The organism is Halomonas sp. AOP12-B1-6, assembly GCF_052379225.1.
Taxonomy (GTDB): Bacteria; Pseudomonadota; Gammaproteobacteria; order Pseudomonadales; family Halomonadaceae; genus Vreelandella; species Vreelandella casei.
Genome location: NZ_JBQSYK010000001.1, coordinates 546090 through 564007, shown reverse-complemented (window position 1 = coordinate 564007; position 17918 = coordinate 546090). Strand labels below are relative to the sequence as shown.

The 17918-nt window shown below is 51.6% G+C and carries 19 protein-coding genes and 1 riboswitch; of the genes, 14 read left to right on the top strand and 5 right to left on the bottom strand.

All coding sequences use genetic code 11. The features are described 5' to 3' along the window. Positions 1 to 68: 68 nt before the first annotated feature. From cyoA to ACT3TR_RS02550, 10 genes are all read left to right on the top strand, one after another. Positions 69 to 1010 carry a ubiquinol oxidase subunit II gene (gene cyoA, locus ACT3TR_RS02595; RefSeq protein WP_444624595.1) on the top strand — a complete coding sequence of 314 codons (942 nt, stop codon included), beginning with the start codon at positions 69 to 71 and terminating at the stop codon, positions 1008 to 1010. Between the two features lie 3 nt (positions 1011 to 1013). Continuing rightward, positions 1014 to 2990: a cytochrome o ubiquinol oxidase subunit I gene (gene cyoB / locus ACT3TR_RS02590; RefSeq protein WP_444624596.1), complete on the top strand. Its 1977-nt coding sequence runs from the start codon at positions 1014 to 1016 to the stop codon at positions 2988 to 2990. Next, a complete protein-coding gene (cyoC, locus tag ACT3TR_RS02585) occupies positions 2990 to 3601 on the top strand; it encodes a cytochrome o ubiquinol oxidase subunit III (protein ID WP_444624597.1) in 612 nt (203 codons plus the stop codon). Before cyoB ends, cyoC begins: the two co-directional genes overlap by 1 nt. A gap of 1 nt (position 3602) precedes the next feature. Continuing rightward, a complete protein-coding gene (cyoD, locus tag ACT3TR_RS02580; RefSeq protein WP_444624598.1) occupies positions 3603 to 3926 on the top strand; it encodes a cytochrome o ubiquinol oxidase subunit IV in 324 nt (107 codons plus the stop codon). Then, positions 3884 to 4807: a heme o synthase gene (gene cyoE, locus ACT3TR_RS02575; protein ID WP_441686729.1), complete on the top strand. Its 924-nt coding sequence runs from the start codon at positions 3884 to 3886 to the stop codon at positions 4805 to 4807. The genes cyoD and cyoE overlap by 43 nt, the downstream gene beginning before the upstream one ends. 298 nt (positions 4808 to 5105) lie before the next feature. After that, the gene (locus tag ACT3TR_RS02570; RefSeq protein ID WP_096282411.1) at positions 5106 to 6026 is read left to right on the top strand and encodes an EamA family transporter; all 921 of its coding nucleotides are present in this window, start codon (positions 5106 to 5108) and stop codon (positions 6024 to 6026) included. A gap of 77 nt (positions 6027 to 6103) precedes the next feature. Next, positions 6104 to 6613, top strand: a complete 510-nt coding sequence (locus ACT3TR_RS02565) for a porin family protein (RefSeq protein ID WP_096281673.1) — start codon at positions 6104 to 6106, stop codon at positions 6611 to 6613. Positions 6614 to 6826: 213 nt separating this feature from the next. Continuing rightward, entirely contained in the window at positions 6827 to 7888 is a 1062-nt protein-coding gene (locus ACT3TR_RS02560) for an HlyD family secretion protein (RefSeq protein WP_096281671.1), read from the top strand. A 40-nt stretch (positions 7889 to 7928) separates the two neighbouring features. Continuing rightward, the gene (locus tag ACT3TR_RS02555) at positions 7929 to 8966 is read left to right on the top strand and encodes a DUF2955 domain-containing protein (protein ID WP_444624599.1); all 1038 of its coding nucleotides are present in this window, start codon (positions 7929 to 7931) and stop codon (positions 8964 to 8966) included. 127 nt (positions 8967 to 9093) lie between these two features. Further along, positions 9094 to 9279: a CsbD family protein gene (locus tag ACT3TR_RS02550; protein ID WP_096281669.1), complete on the top strand. Its 186-nt coding sequence runs from the start codon at positions 9094 to 9096 to the stop codon at positions 9277 to 9279. A 92-nt stretch (positions 9280 to 9371) separates the two neighbouring features. Here the strand turns inward: ACT3TR_RS02550 and aztD are convergent, their stop codons facing one another. From aztD to ACT3TR_RS02525, 5 genes are all read right to left on the bottom strand, one after another. Next, positions 9372 to 10586, bottom strand: coding sequence for a zinc metallochaperone AztD (gene aztD, locus ACT3TR_RS02545; protein ID WP_444624600.1), 1215 nt, complete (start codon positions 10584 to 10586; stop codon positions 9372 to 9374). A 64-nt stretch (positions 10587 to 10650) separates the two neighbouring features. Next, positions 10651 to 11589, bottom strand: coding sequence for a metal ABC transporter solute-binding protein, Zn/Mn family (locus ACT3TR_RS02540; RefSeq protein ID WP_444624601.1), 939 nt, complete (start codon positions 11587 to 11589; stop codon positions 10651 to 10653). 170 nt (positions 11590 to 11759) lie between these two features. After that, positions 11760 to 13679, bottom strand: a complete 1920-nt coding sequence (gene thiC / locus ACT3TR_RS02535; RefSeq protein WP_444624602.1) for a phosphomethylpyrimidine synthase ThiC — start codon at positions 13677 to 13679, stop codon at positions 11760 to 11762. Positions 13680 to 13709: 30 nt separating this feature from the next. Next, positions 13710 to 14393, bottom strand: a complete 684-nt coding sequence (gene tenA / locus ACT3TR_RS02530) for a thiaminase II (protein ID WP_444624774.1) — start codon at positions 14391 to 14393, stop codon at positions 13710 to 13712. Between the two features lie 89 nt (positions 14394 to 14482). Beyond that, positions 14483 to 14638, bottom strand: a riboswitch (TPP riboswitch). Positions 14639 to 14708: 70 nt separating this feature from the next. Beyond that, positions 14709 to 14870 carry a phage integrase N-terminal SAM-like domain-containing protein gene (locus ACT3TR_RS02525; RefSeq protein ID WP_444647226.1) on the bottom strand — a complete coding sequence of 54 codons (162 nt, stop codon included), beginning with the start codon at positions 14868 to 14870 and terminating at the stop codon, positions 14709 to 14711. A gap of 261 nt (positions 14871 to 15131) precedes the next feature. On the opposite strand from ACT3TR_RS02525, the gene ACT3TR_RS02520 reads away from it, so the two are divergent. The 4 genes from ACT3TR_RS02520 to ACT3TR_RS02505 all read left to right on the top strand — a co-directional run bounded on the left by ACT3TR_RS02520 (position 15132) and on the right by ACT3TR_RS02505 (position 17902). Continuing rightward, positions 15132 to 16247 (top strand): hypothetical protein, encoded by a 1116-nt coding sequence (locus tag ACT3TR_RS02520; protein ID WP_444624604.1) that lies wholly within the window; start codon positions 15132 to 15134, stop codon positions 16245 to 16247. Positions 16248 to 16311: 64 nt separating this feature from the next. Continuing rightward, positions 16312 to 16890 carry a hypothetical protein gene (locus ACT3TR_RS02515; RefSeq protein WP_444624605.1) on the top strand — a complete coding sequence of 193 codons (579 nt, stop codon included), beginning with the start codon at positions 16312 to 16314 and terminating at the stop codon, positions 16888 to 16890. Positions 16891 to 16993: 103 nt separating this feature from the next. Next, a complete protein-coding gene (locus tag ACT3TR_RS02510) occupies positions 16994 to 17449 on the top strand; it encodes a GNAT family N-acetyltransferase (protein ID WP_444624606.1) in 456 nt (151 codons plus the stop codon). A gap of 114 nt (positions 17450 to 17563) precedes the next feature. Beyond that, a complete protein-coding gene (locus tag ACT3TR_RS02505; RefSeq protein ID WP_444624607.1) occupies positions 17564 to 17902 on the top strand; it encodes a DUF7716 domain-containing protein in 339 nt (112 codons plus the stop codon). The last annotated feature ends 16 nt before the right edge of the window (positions 17903 to 17918 follow it).

The window sequence follows — 17918 nt, the reverse complement described above, 5'->3', positions numbered from 1 at the left end:
GTATGGGGTGATAGTTAGCCTACTTTGTAGTTGGCTAGTGTTTATTGAACCTCTGATGAGATCACACCATGCAACGACACTCACTGTGGCGTAGGCGAGGCACTTTGGTGCTACTTGCGCTGTGCCTTTTTCTAGCAGGCTGCAGCTCGGCGCTGTTAGACTCAAAAGGCCAAGTTGGCGCTGAGCAGCGTACGCTGATCCTCACATCGTTTGGTCTGATGTTGATTGTGGTCATTCCAGTTATTGCAATGACGATGCTGTTTGGTTGGCGTTACCGGCGCAGTAATAGCGTCGCGAAATATACGCCTGACTGGGCGCACTCCAATTTGATTGAGGCGGTGATTTGGATCGTGCCCTGCGCGATTATCGTTGTGCTTGCCCTATTAACCTGGAAAACGTCCCACAGTCTTGATCCTCATAAGCCGCTGGAAAGCGACGTTGAGCCGATGGAGATTCAGGCCATAGCGCTGGATTGGAAATGGCTATTCGTCTATCCAGAACAAGGCATCGCCAGCGTTAATGAATTGGCTTTCCCGGTCGATACGCCCGTGCGTTTTCGGGTGAGCTCTGGGACAGTGATGAACGCGTTTTTCATTCCCCGCCTAGGCAGCCAGATCTACGCCATGGCCGGTATGGATAACGATGTTCACTTGATCGCCAATGAAGTCGGTGTTTATCCAGGTCGTTCGACTAACTACAGCGGTGCTGGATTTTCGGGCATGACGTTTGACGCACACGTGACGTCTAACGAAGATTTCGATGCCTGGGTTGCTGAAGTCGCGCAATCACCCAATACGCTGAGTTATCCAGAAGGCTACGAAGCGTTAGCGGAGCAGTCTGAGTTTAATCCCGTCGAGTACTTCTCAAGCGTTACCCCAGAGTTTTACGAGCGTCTGGTGTCGAGCTTTCATTCAGGTACCGACCCAAACCCATCACATGATGAAAATCGTGCGCCAGCCATCGATAGCCACGAAGCTCGTCAATCTTTGAGCAACGAGGCGGGAGAGTAAACCGTGTTCGGTAAACTAACCTTAGAAGCAATTCCGTATCACGAACCCATTTTGTTGATATCGGGAATTATCGCTATTTTAGGTGGGGCGGCCCTGTTGGGCGCGTTAACCTATTTCCGTAAGTGGGGCTGGCTATGGAACGAATGGTTCACCTCCATCGACCATAAAAAACTCGGCATCATGTACTTTATTGTGGCATTGATCATGCTGCTGCGTGGCTTTGCCGACGCGATCATGATGCGTACACAGCTAGCCATCGCGGCGGGTGGCTCTGAGGGCATTCTGCCGCCTCACCACTACGACCAGATCTTTACCGCGCATGGCGTCATCATGATCTTCTTCGTCGCAATGCCGATGGTGATTGGTCTGATGAACCTGGTGGTGCCACTGCAAATTGGTGCGCGCGACGTAGCGTTCCCATTCCTGAATAACCTGAGTTTCTGGCTGTTTGCTGTGTCGGCACTGCTGGTTAATATCTCGCTGTTCGTGGGGGAATTTGCCACGACGGGCTGGCTCGCTTACGCGCCGTTATCGGGGATAGAGTTTAGCCCCGGGGTCGGGGTGGATTATTGGATATGGGCGTTGCAGATATCCGGGGTGGGTACGACGCTCACCGGTATCAACTTCTTCGTCACTATTATTAAAATGCGCACTAAAGGCATGACCATGTTCCGCCTACCGATCTTTACGTGGACGTCGCTGTGCGCCAACGTATTGATCATTGCTTCTTTCCCGATCCTGACGGCTACCGTTGCGATGCTGACACTGGATCGCTACCTGGGCATGCACTTCTTTACCAATGATTTTGGCGGCAACATGATGATGTACGTCAACCTCATTTGGGCATGGGGCCACCCAGAAGTTTACATCTTGATTCTGCCAGCCTTCGGTGTGTTCTCTGAAGTTATCGCCACATTCGCCCGTAAACGGCTGTTTGGCTACATGACGATGGTGTGGGCGACAATCGCCATTACCTTGCTGTCCTTTATTGTGTGGCTGCACCACTTCTTCACCATGGGGGCGGGTGCGAACGTCAATGCCTTCTTCGGCATAATGACGATGATTATTGCCATCCCCACCGGTGTGAAAGTGTTCAACTGGCTGTTCACTATGTTCCGTGGAAGCCTGGAGCTGACGTCGCCAGTACTTTGGACGCTGGGCTTTATCATCACCTTCACTATCGGCGGTATGACAGGCGTTATGCTGTCAGTACCTGCGGCCAACTTCGTGCTGCATAACAGCCTGTTCGTTATTGCCCACTTCCACAACGTTATCGTCGGTGGTGTGGTGTTCGGTATGATGGCGGGTCTGACCTACTGGTTCCCGAAAGCGTACGGCTTCATGCTGGACGAGAAGTGGGGCAAACGTGCGTTCTGGTGCTGGTTTGTCGGCTTCTATGTTGCCTTTATGCCGCTTTACGTACTGAGCTTCTTCGGTGCTGTACGCCGCATGAACTCCTACCCGAATGCCGAATGGCAGCCGTGGATGATTCTTGCATGGGTAGGTGCGGTTATCATTGCACTAGGCATTCTATGCACCATTATCCAGTTCGTTGTCAGTATTCGTGACCGCAAGAAGAATGCGGATGTTACTGGTGACCCGTGGCATGGTCGTACGCTTGAGTGGTCTACTTCCTCACCTGCGCCGTTCTATAACTTTGCACGCTTACCGGTTGTGGGCGATATCGATAGCTTCTGGTCGCAAAAGCAGCGTAGCAACGAGCAGCTAGAAGAAGCGCCTTATACCGATATCCATATGCCCAAAAATACCGGAGCAGGTGTGATCATCAGTTTATTTGCGATGATCTTCGGTTTCGCGATGATATGGCATATCTGGTGGCTGGCAGGGTTTGGCGTCATTGGTATGCTGATCAGCTTCTTGGTACGGGTATTTAACGACGATATCGATTACTACGTGCCAGCAGCTGAGGTCGAGCGTATCGAGCGTGCCCATCAACAACGTGTGGAGGCCCAGGCGTAATGGCTACTGAAACACAACATCTCGATGCCCATGCTGAAGAGCATGAGCACCACGATGCCGCTGGTACCAAAGTGTTTGGTTTCTGGGTCTACCTAATGAGCGATCTAGTGATCTTTGGGTCACTGTTCGCAGCCTACGCCGTGCTCATGAGGGGCACGGCGGGTGGACCGACCGGCGCAGACATTTTTGAACTGCCGCTTATTTTGGTCAGCACCTTCGCGCTACTGATCAGTAGTTTTACCTTCGGCATGGGCGTGTTGGCGATGAATGCCAACCGCATTGGCCAGGTGAAAATATGGTTGGGTATCACGTTCTTGTTGGGCCTTAGCTTTATCTGCATGGAGCTCTATGAGTTCAATCATTTGATCCATGAAGGCTATGGGCCGGATCGTAGTGCCTTTCTATCGTCCTTCTTCACGTTGGTAGGCACGCACGGTCTGCACGTAACATTTGGTTTGATCTGGATTGCAGTGATGTTGGTACAGCTGTCGACCAAAGGACTGACTGATAAAACGCGCCCGCGTATCCTATGCTTGAGCTTGTTCTGGCACTTCCTGGATATCGTTTGGATCTGTGTATTCTCCTTCGTCTACTTGATGGGAGTGCTGTGATATGAGCTCTTCTAGCCAACCGTCTGATCACGGCTCCGTAAAGTCCTATGTTACGGGCCTCGTGCTGTCGTTAGTGCTGACTATTATCCCTTTTGGCGCCATTATGCTGGGCTCTTTCAGCATGCCAATCAACGTCGGTATTATCGTTGTAACGGCCATTCTGCAAGTATTGGTACAGCTTGTTATGTTCATGCACTTGAACTTCAAGTCTGAGGATGGCTGGAACATGCTTTCCTTCGTTTTCACAATATCGATACTTGTCCTAGTGATAGGAGGCTCGTTGTGGATCATGCAGCATCTGCATCTCAACATGATGATCGGCTGATCACAACGCCTAGCCGTTGTAGCGATCTGCTTGAGCTGACTAAGCCGGGCATTATTGGCGGCAACTTGATTGCTACCCTGGGCGGCTACTTTCTTGCCGTGCAGGGGCAGTTTGAGTGGCTTAGCCTTATCTCGGTCATGGTGGGGATTGCATTAATTATCGCTTCAGGCTGTGCGTGTAATAACGTTATTGACCGCGATATTGATGCATTGATGGCGCGCACGCGCCATCGCCCGCTGGTGAGAGGAAGCATTTCAATTACCCAGGCATTGGGCGTTTCGGCGCTGCTAGGCGTGTTGGGTGTGGTATGTCTGGCGCTGGGTACCAACGGATTAACCGTTGCCTTAGCGGTGATTGGCTGGGGTGTGTATGTAGGGCTTTATAGTCTCTATATGAAGCGTCGCTCAGAGTACGGCACCTTAGTCGGTAGCCTTTCCGGGGCCATGCCACCGGTCGTGGGTTACTGTGCGGTGACGGGGCAGTTCGACAGCGGTGCAATGATGCTGCTGGTGATCTTCTGCCTTTGGCAGATGCCGCACTCCTATGCGATTGCGATTTTTCGCTACGCTGATTACCGTCGTGCGTCTATTCCGGTATTGCCGGTAGTGCGCGGTATCAAAATGGCGAAACACCATATCCTCGGCTACATCGTGGCCTTTATTCCTGCTTCGCTGGCATTAGGTTTAGCCAGCCAGGCAGGCGCTGGATATTTGTGTGTGGCACTCACCATGGGCGGGTACTGGCTTTACTTGGCGTTGCGTGGCTATCGTTTAGACGACGACGTGCGTTGGGCCAAACGTGTCTTTGGTGTTTCTATTCTGACCATTACGGCAATGAGCATTGTAATGGTACTAGAAGCGATGGTGCCCATGCTGGTGTAGCTAAGTTCAGCGCTAAGCCACTTGCCGTCAACTAGCGCCCCGAGTAGATATCTGCTCGGGGCGTTTTATTGATATCTGCTGCTCAATCTCGCTTCTGTGCCCTCCAAATGGTTAATTTGGGGATTAAGTCGCGCACTAATATAGACTTTAGTTTAATATGCTGCGGTGCGGAAAATAGCCGCTAGATTTCGTTAGCCTTGGCTATAAAAGCTAGGCATGCTGAACCTAGATGCTCGTTTCTCGCTATTTTTCTTCTTACATCGCCACTATCATTGCCACTATGAGCCGTTTTGTTCTTATGCCTGCGTCCCCTTTACCCAATCTGTTGCCGCGTCGTTTAGCCATTCTGCTGATGGTGACAGTGGCGACAATGTTTGCCGCTAATCATGTCTCTGCACGGCTGGCATTTGATAATGGTGCTGGGCTATTGCTCGCGGTATTAACGCGTTCGGGTGTGGCGTGCCTCATCCTGCTGGCGCTGGTGATTGTGCAGAAAAAGCGCCTGTGGCTGCCCGCGGGTAGTTGGCCGTGGCAGTTAACCGTAGGGCTGCTAATTGCGATTCAGAGCGTTAGCCTATACTCAGCGGTAGCAAGGCTGCCCGTGGTAATTGCACTGTTGCTGGTCAATACATTTCCCATTCAACTGGCGCTGCTGAGCTGGGCATTTGGCGGCCCGCGACCAACGCTGCGTAGCTGCCTCATTATGGGCACTATCTTAATTGGGCTGCTGGTGGTGCTGGATATTCCTGCTTGGTTAGCTAATACCGATGACATGGGGCCAGGCTGGGTCGCAGGGATTTGTTTTGGCCTCGTGGCCGCATTTGTGTTTGCCTGTGCGCTGTGGGTTACCGAGCACCGTTTAGCCGGCGTAGGTAGTACGCTGCGCAGCCTGCTGACCATGCAGACGGTTTTTACCGCGATGGTCATTGGCGGTATCGCGGGTGTCGTTCCGGGAGGCATGAGCCTGCCTGAAAATAGCGCGGGTTGGTTAGGGCTTGCGCTACTTGCTCTGCTGTACGGGTCGGCATTTTCAGTTCTATTTATTTTTGTACCTCGGCTTGATATGGCGCGTAATGCGCCGGTAATGAACATCGAACCAGTAGCGTCGCTGGTGCTCGGTTATTTTGTTTTAGATCAAATGCTTAGCCCTGGGCAGCTAGTCGGTGGTGCGGTCGTTGTCGGGGGGATTGTGGTGCTTAGCTTATCCAAGGGACGGTAAATATTTGCGTTATTGATAGGAATGGACCACAATGCAGTGGAGTAAGGAAACACTGTTTTTTAACTGAGGTACAACCTATGAAGATGTCCGTATTATCACTAGCATCCGCGGCACTCCTGGTTGGCGCAGGTACGTTCGCAGCATCTGCTCAAGCACAGCAATCCTTCAACTATCCACAAGGATACGTAGGCGGTGATGCGATGTTCTGGAGTCTTGATCCAGACAATGGCTCTTCGCGTGATTCCGTGGGCCTACGCCTTCGCGGCGGCGCGCAGTTTAACGATTACTTCGCACTAGAAGGGCACTTAGGTACGGGCGGCTCCGACGGTGGCGCTGAGCTGGATTATTTAGCGGGTGCCTATGCCAAAGGTATTTTCCCCGTCTCCCCTGACGTTCGCATTTACGGCTTAGCGGGCGTGACAGACGTAGACTTTAACAGTGATCGTGAAAGTGGCTTCTCGTATGGCGGCGGCGCAGAATTTGACGTCGCACCGAATTTAGCCGTCGGCGCTGACTATATGCGCTACCTCGATAAGTCTGCCTACACGTTCGATGCAGCCAGCGTAGGTCTGCGCTATCGTTTTTAATCGTTAGTGATCTGCGTTAATCGTCAAGCCCATGGCCTTTATGCCATGGGTTTTTTGGTTTTTACAGCCCACCATTATCAAAGCATATGTGCTCACTGGGTTAGTTATATTGTTAGCTAGCTAATTAGTTGTTAGACTAAAGTATCTTATACAATGCGCGCCCCTCGGCGGCGCTGGCCAGGGCTACCCTGGCGGCTAACAAGTGAGCCCTGCATGACCCCCGATCAAACGTTTGCCCGCTGGGTGAAGGTCGCTATTGTCGCCTTCATAGTGTTATTTATTTATTTTTTAGTGGCCGACAGCTTTATGCCAATGACGCCGGAAGCGCGGGTAATGCGGCCGGTTACTCGCATTGCGCCTGAGCTTAGTGGCCCGGTAGACGCACTCTTGGTGCGCGATCATCAGCGTGTTGCAAAGGGCGATGTGCTGTTTCAGATAGAGGCAGCGCCCTTTGCGTTAGCGGTCGATCAGGCGCGTCTTAATCGTGAGCAGGCCGAGCGGGAGAATGCCCGCTTAGAGGCAGACTTAGCCTCCGCACAGGCAGATTTGGCCTCGGCAGAAGCAACGGCCAGTGAAAGCCAGAGTGAGCGTCGGCGTGCTGAAACGCTGCTGTCTCGCCAAAGCGTATCGCGTCAGCAGTACGATCAGCAGGTGGCCGCTGAACGAACGGCGCAAGCTAGCGTCGCCGCCGCCAGGGCGAAAATCGTCAGTCTTGAAGTGCAGCTAGGCGATTCAGGTAATGCGAATCTGCGCGTTCGTCAGGCAGAAAACGCGCTATCACAGGCTCAGCTGGACCTTGCTCATACGCAGGTGCGCGCCGCCCAGTCAGGCAATGTGACTAACCTGCAGCTAGGCGTTGGTGACTATGTTCAAGCCGGCCAGCCGGCCGTCGCAGTGGTGGCTGAAGAAGTAGATATCATTGCCGATTTTCGTGAAAAAAGTTTGCGTCATGTTGTGCTGGGCGACCCGGCGAAAGTCATTTTCGATGCATGGCCGGGCCAAGTATTTGACGCGAGGGTCATTGCCGTGGATGCCGGTGTACGTGAAGGGCAGCTAGCGGCCGATGGTCAGTTAGCCGATATTCCCACATCCGACCGCTGGATTCGCGATGCCCAGCGTATGCGTGTGCACATTGCTCTCCAGCAGCCGGTTATAAACGCGCTACCGAGCGGCGCGCGCGCTACCGTGCAGCTCCAGCCGAGCGACTTTGTACTGGCAAAACCCTTTGGCTGGCTGCAGGCGCACCTGATTAGTTTGCTGCACTATGTATATTAAGCCGCTTAGCCGGTGGTGGGCTAAGCGCGATGGTTCTAATGTGCAGCGTGCCTCTCGCCCTGGGCTAACCCAAAATGGTCTGCGCCAGTGCTTGCGGGTGGCGGGCGGCGGTACGCTGGGGTTTGTGGTCAGTCAGCTAATGGGCTGGAACTACGGGGTATTTTTTACCGTTTTCCCGATGTTCTTGCTGGGCATGGTGCCTATTCTCAATGGCAGTATTATTCGCCAGTTTTTAACCAATGTTTCCCTCAACGTGCTGGAAGTTAGCCTAGTGGTTGGGCTGCTCAAACATATGCCGGTGGTAATGACGCTGGTGGTGCTGGGCATATTTTTATTTAGATTTAACTTGATGGCGAAGGGGCCGCTGTTTTTATTCGGCGCCAATGGTGTGCTCACACTCAGTATCCTGCTCCATTTTGCCAGCTACCCCGGCACCGACTTAAGCGATTTATTGGCCTGTAATTTAGCCGCGAGCGGCCTAGCGGTATTTATTGCCATGCTGATGCATACTCTGTTTCCTGACGTCGAGGCTCGCAAACCTCCGCCGAAAGGCGTTAAGTCACCGGCGCAAATTCGCCATGAAACGTTGATTGGGGGAATAACCGCGACGCTTTCTTTTGTTGTGTTTCAAGCCTTTGACTTAAAAGACTCGCTTTCGGCGCAGATGGCGACCATTTTGATTTTGTTTGCCTTGGGATACTCTGGCGCACGCCTTTCTGCCGCGAAGCGGGCGGTAGGCACGTTGCTGGGGTGCAATTTAGCGCTTCTAATGCAGCTGCTGCTGTATACCCAAAGCCATCATTTCCTGCTGGTGGTGATTATTTATTGGCTGGGATTAATGCTTTTTGGGCGTGAACATATTCACGAAGGGGGTGGCTCAGGGATTGGTTTTGGTGGGCTAACGACCTTGGGCATCCTCTTTGGGCAGTCACTTGGGCCTAATCAAGACCTTGTTTATAGTGCACTTTATCGGTTTTCTTCCATGAGCGTGGCGCTGGTGTCAACGCTGCTTGTGATGTCATGTTTGCACTATTTATTGAATTACTGGGAGCCCACGCGCTTGCCCGAAGTAAAATGATCATAAATAAATTAGCGCAACTTTTTTAATAAAGACTACTCTGATGATATGTCGATGTGTGATTCGCAGTGCAATTCACACTTTCACATACGGCGTTTTCCCTACTAACGGATTAGAGGTGCTCGTCATGTCAACAGGTAAAGAAGATAAAGCGAAAGGTACTGCCAACAAGGCTGCTGGTAAAGTGAAAGAAGCAGCGGGTAAAGTAACCGGCAGCGAAAAAACTGAAGCCAAAGGCAAAGTTCAGCAAGCGAAGGGTGAGCTGCAAAAAGGCAAAGGTGAAGCCAAGGAAGCGCTGAAGAAAAAGCACTAATTCTTATGCTGATAGTCATTATTGTCTAATAGTAATGACTGATGATAACAGGGGGCCTTCGGCCCCCTGTTTGCGTTCACGGGAGCATCACATCAATCGTGATGTGAAACACCGCTTCCGCCTACCGCCACAATATTGAACGGTTTCCCTTCTAGCGGCATCTCATCCACTTGTTCAAAGCTATTAGCATCGACGAAATGCAGTGTTTCCGCTGCAGGGTCGGTCACCACAATGTTGTCTCCAGCGACGGCAATGCGTGGCCGCGGGTCGTTCCAATGGCCGTCCATGGAGTAGGGGTCTGTTAAGCGCAGCGATTGCGTCAGCTCTCCACTGAGCACATCTACCTTATGCAGCTGGCCATCTTCGGTAAATACATAGGCGAACCGCGGACGAATAGGGTCAGTGGCAAAGTGGACGCGGCGAGTAGGCAGCTGCACTAGCTGAAAGCCTTCTTCCCCTTGAGAGGGGTCGATAATCACAAGACGGTCAGCGCCAAAGTTGCCAATAAAGTATTGCAGCCCTTTACCGCCGAGTAGTGTTGAAGCACTGCCTTCTGGCAGCGAAGCAGGGTAGGCCAGGTGCTCAATCTCAGGCGTGCCGTCTTGAGTTGAAATAATCAGCAGGCCGGTTTGGCACGCCAAGGCATAAAGGCTGCCCGAGCCCGCCGAACCATGCAGCCCTGGGCAAGCGACGTCTTCTCCAACATGGTTACCTTCAAAGTCTACTACCCGGGCACCAATGGGGCGTTGGGAGGCATCGTCAGGGTTAGCAATCGATACCACGGCGTGATGTTGATAGGGCACTGCAACGCCGTGATGGGCTGCCTCAATGTTAGCTGTACGAATCTCTGGCTGACCCTCAAGCACGCCGTTTTCGGTAAAGAAGCGCGCCTCATCTTCGCCGTCAAACCACTGGGCGATATAGCCCTGCTGTTCAACAAAATGGGCCGGACGCTCACCCGTAAGCTCCATATTCAGGCGCTCAGGCGCATCGACATCAATATCGGCATGGTCGCCGTGGTCATGAAACGCGATCCCGGTATTGATCGCCGAGACGCGGCCTTCCGAGCCCTGAACGGCAAATACCGTTTGGCCGCTGCTGGTACGATGCAGCGCCGCCGGCCCGCTGAGCTCATAAGTGTCGATTAGCGCTTTGTCAGTGGCATCAATAACACTAACCGTTGGGGACGCTTGGTCAGCGACGAAAAGCCGCCACTCGGTGACACCCTCATCGTGGGCATAAGCGCTGGTGCTGCCAATAGCGACCGCTAACGCCGCGATTGAGCGGGCCAAAATACGTTTCTTCATAAACATCTCCTGAAAACAGAACGTTCGTAGTGCCTTGCTGGGTATAAGTCACAGTAAGAAAGAATTAAGGCGGCGTAAGCGCCGACATTAGCGTGGCAACGTTGTAGCGCATCATGGCTTCATACGTTGACGCGGGCCCCGCTGCGTTGGAAAGCGCATCCGAGTAAAGGGTGCCGCCCATGGGTAGGCCCGCTTCAGTGGCAATCTGCTCGACCAAGCGTGGGTTGGAAATGTTCTCGGCAAACACCGCCGAGACCTGCTGTGATTGAAGTTCATCGATTAGGCCCGCAACATTCGCAGCGCTGGCTTCAGATTCCGTTGACATGCCTTGAGGGGCGAAAAAGGTGAGGCCGTAGGCGTTTTCGAAGTAGCGAAAGGCATGATGAGCGACTACCGCTGTACGGCGCGACTCGGGAAGGGTGCTTAGCTGCTCGCGGATATCGTCATCGAGTGCTGTTAGTGTGGCCGAGTATCGCTGTTGATTGGCTTCATACGCACGGCAGCCAGCCGGATCTGCCGTGCAGAATGCCTGAGCGATATTGCTGACATACACCTGCGCGTTGCTAACCGATTGCCAGGCGTGAGGGTCTTCCGGTGCCGCGTGGAACACAGCCTTATCGCCAATAAAATGGTAGTGGCCACCCTGGGGGTCTTGAAGAATCTCAGCGTTATCCGTCAGCGTGACTATCTCGGCATCGCTGCCGCTGGCCTCAATTAGGCGTGCCAAGAACCCCTCGAACATCAGGCCATTGATCAGCACGATATCTGCCTGTGCCACGGCCTTTACGTCGGCCGGCGTTGGCTCGTACATATGCGCATCAGAATCTGGCCCGACAATACTCGTAAGGGCGATCCGGTCACCGCCTATTTGGTGAGCAAAATCGTTAATAATGGAAAACGAAGCCACCACCTTTAGTGCGGGCTCGCTGGCCCCAGCAGTGCCTGCGCTGAATGCAACCATGCTTACCAGCAGTGGTGTAACTACGGCTCTTAACAATCCCATGACGCTTATCTCGTAAAACGGCTTTATTTAGCATATGTTATATCATAACATTAAAGCGGTTGGGAAGATTGATGTGTTTATAACGTCAGTTTGTATTTCAGCAGTGAGTGGGCAATAAAAAGCCCTCGCTTGCATCGCGAGGGCTAACAAACACTCAGCGCAGGGTGTGCTTACACCTCTTGATACAGCGCGCTGCCTTTCTGTCGAAACTTCTCCGCCTGCTCTTCCATGCCTTTCATGATGGCTTCCTGGTCGCCGTTAAGGCCATGCTCTTCAGCATACTCACGCACTTCATGGCTGATTTTCATAGAGCAAAACTTCGGCCCGCACATAGAACAGAAGTGCGCCACCTTAGCGGAATCTTTGGGCAGGGTTTCGTCGTGGTATTCGCGGGCGGTGTCCGGGTCGAGCCCCAGGTTGAACTGGTCTTCCCAGCGGAACTCGAAGCGCGCCTTGGAAAGCGCGTTATCACGCCGCTGCGCCGCCGGGTGACCCTTGGCTAAATCCGCTGCGTGGGCGGCAATTTTGTAGGTAATGATGCCCGTTTTTACATCGTCTTTATTAGGCAGGCCCAGGTGCTCCTTGGGCGTGACGTAGCAAAGCATCGCGCAGCCAAACCAGCCAATCATCGCCGCCCCAATGCCCGAGGTAATATGATCGTAGCCAGGGGCGATGTCCGTCACTAGCGGGCCAAGCGTATAGAAGGGCGCTTCGTCGCAGTACTCTAGCTGTTTATCCATATTCTCTTTCACAAGATGCATGGGCACGTGGCCGGGACCTTCAATCATTACCTGCACATCATGCTTCCAAGCGATATGGGTCAGCTCGCCTAGGGTTTTAAGCTCCGCCATTTGCGCTTCGTCGTTGGCATCGGCGATTGAGCCGGGGCGCAGGCCGTCACCGAGCGAGAACGCCACATCGTACTGCTTGCAAATCTCGCAGATTTCTTCGAAGTGGGTGTACAAAAAGCTTTCCTGGTGATGGAACAGGCACCACTTGGCCATAATAGAGCCACCGCGGCTGACAATGCCGGTGACTCTTTTGGCGGTCAGCGGCACATAGCGCAGCAGCACGCCCGCGTGAATGGTGAAGTAGTCCACACCCTGTTCAGCCTGCTCAATCAGCGTATCGCGGAAGACTTCCCAGGTAAGGTCTTCGGCCACGCCTTTAACCTTTTCCAGCGCCTGATAGATCGGCACCGTGCCAATCGGCACCGGTGAGTTGCGGATAATCCACTCGCGGGTTTCGTGGATGTTCTGACCGGTAGAAAGATCCATAATGGTGTCCGCGCCCCAGCGGATGCCCCAGGTCATCTTATCCACCTCTTCTTCGATAGAAGACGTCACCGCGGAGTTGCCCAGGTTGCCGTTAATCTTGACCAGAAAGTTACGGCCAATAATCATCGGTTCAGATTCTGGGTGGTTGATATTATTAGGAATAATAGCCCGCCCACGGGCGACCTCATCGCGTACAAACTCAGGCGTAATCTGATCCGGCAGGCTGGCGCCAAAGCTCTGACCTCGGTGCTGGTGGCCCAGAATACGCTCCACTTCTGTGGTTCCCAGCGCTTGGCGTCGCTGATTTTCTCGCAGGGCAATGAACTCCATTTCCGGGGTGACAATGCCCTGGCGCGCATAGTAAAGCTGGGTAACGTTCTTACCCGCTTTCGCCCGGCGCGGCGTGCGGGTTAAATCAAAGCGCAGCTGTGCAAGCGTAGGGTCGTTAGCGCGGCGCTTACCGTAATCAGAGGTATGGCCTGACAGGAACTCGGTGTCGTTACGCTCTTCAATCCAGGCGCGGCGAAGGGCAGGCAAGCCTTTGCGCAAATCGTTACTGGCGGTAGGGTCGGTGTAAGGGCCGGAGGTGTCGTACACCAGCAGCGGCGGGTTCTCTTCATCAATGCCGCTGGTTTTAGTCGGCGAGAGAGAAATTTCCCGAAACGGCACGCGGATATCCACACGCGAGCCTTCAATGTACACCTTGCGCGAGCCGGGCAGCGGCGCAATGGCGGCGGCATCGACCTGGGCGGTTTCGGCTAAAAAGTGGCTGGTTTTACTGGTGACGGTCTTAGCCGTTAAGGTATTAGTCATTGCGGTCTCTTCGATTGTTGTTGGGAAGGATTAGTGAGGCAGCTCTTCGTCTATTAGCGACAGGCCCATCTGCCAGAAGTCGATTTCCAGTCGAGTAGCATCGCGGAAGATTTTGCTCAGCTCTTTAAAGCGGGCGGGCGACACATCGGCAAGGCGGGCGTTGAGCCATTCAAGCTCCGACTGCATAGCTGCCTGGAACTCCTCGCCTTCGTACATGGCAATCCACGCATCAAACGGGTTTTGCAAGCCGCGCAGGGTGGAAGGCTGGGCTTTCAGCCAGTTGGCGATTTCGCCATAGCCCACTAAGCAGGGGGCCAGCGCTACGTGCAGATCAAGCAGGTCGCCGCGATTGCCGGTATCCAATACATAGCGAGTGTAGGCCAGCGTCGCCCTGGCTTCGGGAAGCTCCGCCAGTTCTTGCTCAGAAATGCCCCACTCCTGACAAAAGCCCACGTGCAGGCCCAGCTCAACATCCACAATGGCTTTTAAGCCCTCGTGGGCTTGGCGAAGGTCGGCAAGGGTGGGGCTTTTATAAGCGGCCAGCGCATAGGCGCGGGCGAAGTGAATCAGAAACAGGTAATCCTGCTTTAAGTAGTGGCGAAACGACGCCTCAGGCAGCGTGGCATTACCCAGCTGGCGCACAAAATCGTGCTCAATATAGGCGCGCCAGTCTTGCTGGCAGGCGGTGGTAAGATCAGTAAAGCGGTAGCCCATGATGCCTCCGGTAATGGTGATCCGGAGGGTAGGCGAAAAAGATCGAGGAAATGGCGCGGAAAGGTGGCGTGCGATCGTAAGAGAGCTAGCCATGGCCATCGCTTGATCCCTACGCCGGTACCCGCGCGCCCCTATATGAGCAACGCATTAGCCGGATCAGGTTCAGCGGGACCAGCGCTCGGCAGCAAAAACATGCTCACCCTGCGCCATCTCAGCCGGATTCACCGGCACCCCGTCAAGCTGTTTGTTAGCGGAGTGTATGAGGTAGGTGGGAGTGATGCAAGAGTGAATCTGAAACAGTGGCAACGCGTCTTTCTATCGCGAGATATTCCAAAATTGCCGAACTTCACTACCCGCCATCGTGGCAGGGTGGCGTATTCCATGAAAACGAATGAAGAAGCGAATCCAATAGCAATACGTCTTCTCAGTACGAAGGCTATAGCGTTTTACCCGCAAGGTAGCCCGGACCCTATCCATTAGCTTCATGGGGTATCCCTTTTTATTAATTTTAACGTGTATTTGTATACAGTATTATTGAGAATGGCAAATCGTGCCAGCACGCGAATTTTGGATAGGTAGCCAAAATTTTCTTTGCTCGCAATAGAATCAATGAGGTAGATTTGATCAGAGCGGCTAGATAACCTCAATGAACGCGCCAGCGCGTTCATTGAGGTTATGCAGCCGGGTATATAATCACTGTTATGCATCCAAAGAAACTTTAAACTCAGGAGTCTGGTAATGACTGATGATTCAAATACAGAAACGGCAGGGAAGGCAGAAGAAGTGGATTCTTCTGAAAAACCGGCAGCCAAAGCGAAAGCTAAGCCAAAAGCAAAACCGAAAAGAGATTTTCCACAACACAGTATTGAAGAGACTAAAGGCGTCGTTGACGTAATCAAGGAACTTAACGCCGGGAATCCTTGGGCTCCTGGAGAAATAGCAAAAGCTCTTGGGATGGGTAAGGGCAATAATTTCTTTTATCTTACGGCGTCATCAAGAGACTACGGGCTAACAGTCGGAACTAGGGATACTGCGAAAATTGAGATTGGTGAGATTGGCCAACGCTTTGCTTACCCAAAATCACCAGAAGAAGAATTAGAAGCTGTAAAAGATGCATTTTTCAACGTGCCACTGTTTAAAAAAGTTTTCGACTATTATCAGGGGCAAAATCTACCGGAGATTCAATATTTAAAGAACACTTTAAAGACTGAGTTTGGTGTAGATGAATCGTTGCAAAATGAATTTTATGAACTCTACCAAAAAAACCTGAAATACCTTAATGCTGTTCAAGCAAAAACTGGTGTGGTTGAAGAAAGTAATGGCTCTATAAATTCATTAAAAAATAACGATAACTCGATAATTTTAGGCGAATCAAAAAACTCTGGCGATCTCGTTGTATTTGTTGCAATGCCTTTTTCTGAGAAAACATCACAATTTCCAAAGGGCTATTTTGATGAGGTGTTAAAGCACTTAATTACACCCGCAGCAGTGCAGGCTAACTTTAATGCAAAAACTGCAAAAAAAGCTGGTAGCGAAGTAATACAGTCAACCATAGTCAATGATTTAGATTCTGCAGACTTAGTGATTGTGGATTTGACGGAGCATAATCCGAACGTGTTATTTGAACTTGGTATGCGTATAGCCTTTAATAAGCCAGTTTGCCTTATAAGAGCCAAAGGCACTGCCCCTATCTTTGATATAGACCACATGCTGCGAGTGTATGATTATAACCCTTGTTTATGGCCTTCAAGTCTTGAACAGGATATTCCATCTCTAACTGAACATATATCCGAAACATGGAAAAATAAGAACAAAGAGCGTTCTTACCTTAGCTTGTTGCGAGAGAACAAATAATGCATAACAAAGCATTGCAGCGGACAAGCCGCTGAATGCGGCGTTAGAGAGCTTAGAGACTATTATGGAGTACGCTAAAGACTACTCAGGTTGGGGAAATGAAGTTCTCTATCGGATGTGCTCCGAAAGACCATTCCATGATAGTGTCGATACAGTTGTCGGCAAGCTTTGGATAATTGGCCGCTCTTACTCGGCTAGTATTGAACGAAAGGCAGGGGAAGATTTTAATATTGTAGATGCAGCGCAAATATTAATTGACTCAGATATCGATGCCGCAATTGATGACCTTAGAAAAATCAATCGACCAACAATTGATAATATATCCATTGTCTTGAATGCACACAAAATACTTACTGATCTTTTTGCCAGCGCTACAGGTATTGAAAAGCGTTCCCTCGCATCAAAATACCTTCATTTTCACGCGCCTAGATCAGTTTTTATTTACGACTCCATAGCAAACAAGCAGCTCAGGAGCCGGCTGCCAAGGAAGCGATTTGAAGTCCCTGGTGAGTATGACCGAGCATATTCGGCATTTTGTTATCGCTGCTTGCATTATCGTGACTTTGAATTTGAGCCAAAGTTAGGTGCACTATCGACCCCAAGGAAATTGGATATGGAGCTTCTAGGTTATGAATCTCTCTAACAAGCGGCAGCACCGTGACCGCTTCTCCGCCGCTTCGCGGCTACAAATCGGCACGTGTGCCGGGCGTTAGATCTACAACCAAGAAATAAACATGGAGACCCTAATGAAAGTTTCATACAGGATAGCAACGCCTGACGATACGGCCGAATGCATCGCCTTGAGAGGAAAGACGAGAGAAAATGCTTTCTCTATCGAACAATTGGAAGAACTCGGTATTACTTTAGATAGCTGGAAAGCAGGAATTAGCGATGGCTCCTTACCTGGTTACGTTGGTGTTAGTGAAGGGAAGATTATTGGCTATTGCTTCGGTGATAGCGAAGCTGGAGAAATTGTTGTCTTGGCACTATTACCAGAGTATGAAAGCAAAGGTGTTGGCAAAGTACTATTAGATAAAATGATTGAGTCTTTCCGCTCTTTAGGATTTGAAAGACTTTTCCTCGGATGCTCATCCGACACGAAAGCTCGTTCATATGGCTTTTATCGACACCTAGGCTGGCGTTCCACTGGTCTATTTGATGATGCGGGCGATGAGATACTTGAATACTTCCCTAATAAATAGTGAGGGTTATAATTGGCACCGTCTAACAAGTGGTTCAAGCCGTTCGCTTCGCTCACTGGGATGGGCTAAAGCCCGCCCCTTAACCAAACGTTTTATACGTAATTGAGGGAGAATATGGAGCTAAAGTCGAAGCCGTTGGATTTGTGGGCCAATAACCTGAAAACTATGCCCCGCGACATTTGGCTCTGGATATCGCAGGAGACCAACAATCTTCGGCCCGATACACGCTGTTTTGCTGTAGATGACGGGATCGATCTCAGTCCAGACGAGCAAGCCCAGCGGGAAGTCGATCTCGAGAAAAGTGGTCTTGTGTGCTTTTTCCATAAAGATCAACTCGAGGATATCGAGCAAAACCTAATGGCTCAGAAGAAGGAATATGACCAGCGCGACCTTTATGCGGCCATAAATTACTACTGGAAGCACGATGCATTCATCAACCTGGGCAACGTATAACAAGGGGCATCAATTC

Excerpts from the sequence above, each read along its gene's own strand:
- cyoA (WP_444624595.1), top strand. The coding sequence starts at position 69 with ATGCAACGACACTCACTGTGGCGTAGGCGAGGCACTTTGGTGCTACTT.
- cyoC (WP_444624597.1), top strand. The coding sequence starts at position 2,990 with ATGGCTACTGAAACACAACATCTCGATGCCCATGCTGAAGAGCATGAG.
- cyoD (WP_444624598.1), top strand. The coding sequence starts at position 3,603 with ATGAGCTCTTCTAGCCAACCGTCTGATCACGGCTCCGTAAAGTCCTAT.
- ACT3TR_RS02570 (WP_096282411.1), top strand. The coding sequence starts at position 5,106 with ATGCCTGCGTCCCCTTTACCCAATCTGTTGCCGCGTCGTTTAGCCATT.
- ACT3TR_RS02565 (WP_096281673.1), top strand. The coding sequence starts at position 6,104 with ATGAAGATGTCCGTATTATCACTAGCATCCGCGGCACTCCTGGTTGGC.
- ACT3TR_RS02560 (WP_096281671.1), top strand. The coding sequence starts at position 6,827 with ATGACCCCCGATCAAACGTTTGCCCGCTGGGTGAAGGTCGCTATTGTC.
- ACT3TR_RS02550 (WP_096281669.1), top strand. The coding sequence starts at position 9,094 with ATGTCAACAGGTAAAGAAGATAAAGCGAAAGGTACTGCCAACAAGGCT.
- aztD (WP_444624600.1), bottom strand. The coding sequence starts at position 10,586 with ATGAAGAAACGTATTTTGGCCCGCTCAATCGCGGCGTTAGCGGTCGCT.
- ACT3TR_RS02540 (WP_444624601.1), bottom strand. The coding sequence starts at position 11,589 with ATGGGATTGTTAAGAGCCGTAGTTACACCACTGCTGGTAAGCATGGTT.
- thiC (WP_444624602.1), bottom strand. The coding sequence starts at position 13,679 with ATGACTAATACCTTAACGGCTAAGACCGTCACCAGTAAAACCAGCCAC.
- tenA (WP_444624774.1), bottom strand. The coding sequence starts at position 14,393 with ATGGGCTACCGCTTTACTGATCTTACCACCGCCTGCCAGCAAGACTGG.
- ACT3TR_RS02525 (WP_444647226.1), bottom strand. The coding sequence starts at position 14,870 with ATGGATAGGGTCCGGGCTACCTTGCGGGTAAAACGCTATAGCCTTCGT.
- ACT3TR_RS02520 (WP_444624604.1), top strand. The coding sequence starts at position 15,132 with ATGACTGATGATTCAAATACAGAAACGGCAGGGAAGGCAGAAGAAGTG.
- ACT3TR_RS02515 (WP_444624605.1), top strand. The coding sequence starts at position 16,312 with ATGGAGTACGCTAAAGACTACTCAGGTTGGGGAAATGAAGTTCTCTAT.
- ACT3TR_RS02510 (WP_444624606.1), top strand. The coding sequence starts at position 16,994 with ATGAAAGTTTCATACAGGATAGCAACGCCTGACGATACGGCCGAATGC.
- ACT3TR_RS02505 (WP_444624607.1), top strand. The coding sequence starts at position 17,564 with ATGGAGCTAAAGTCGAAGCCGTTGGATTTGTGGGCCAATAACCTGAAA.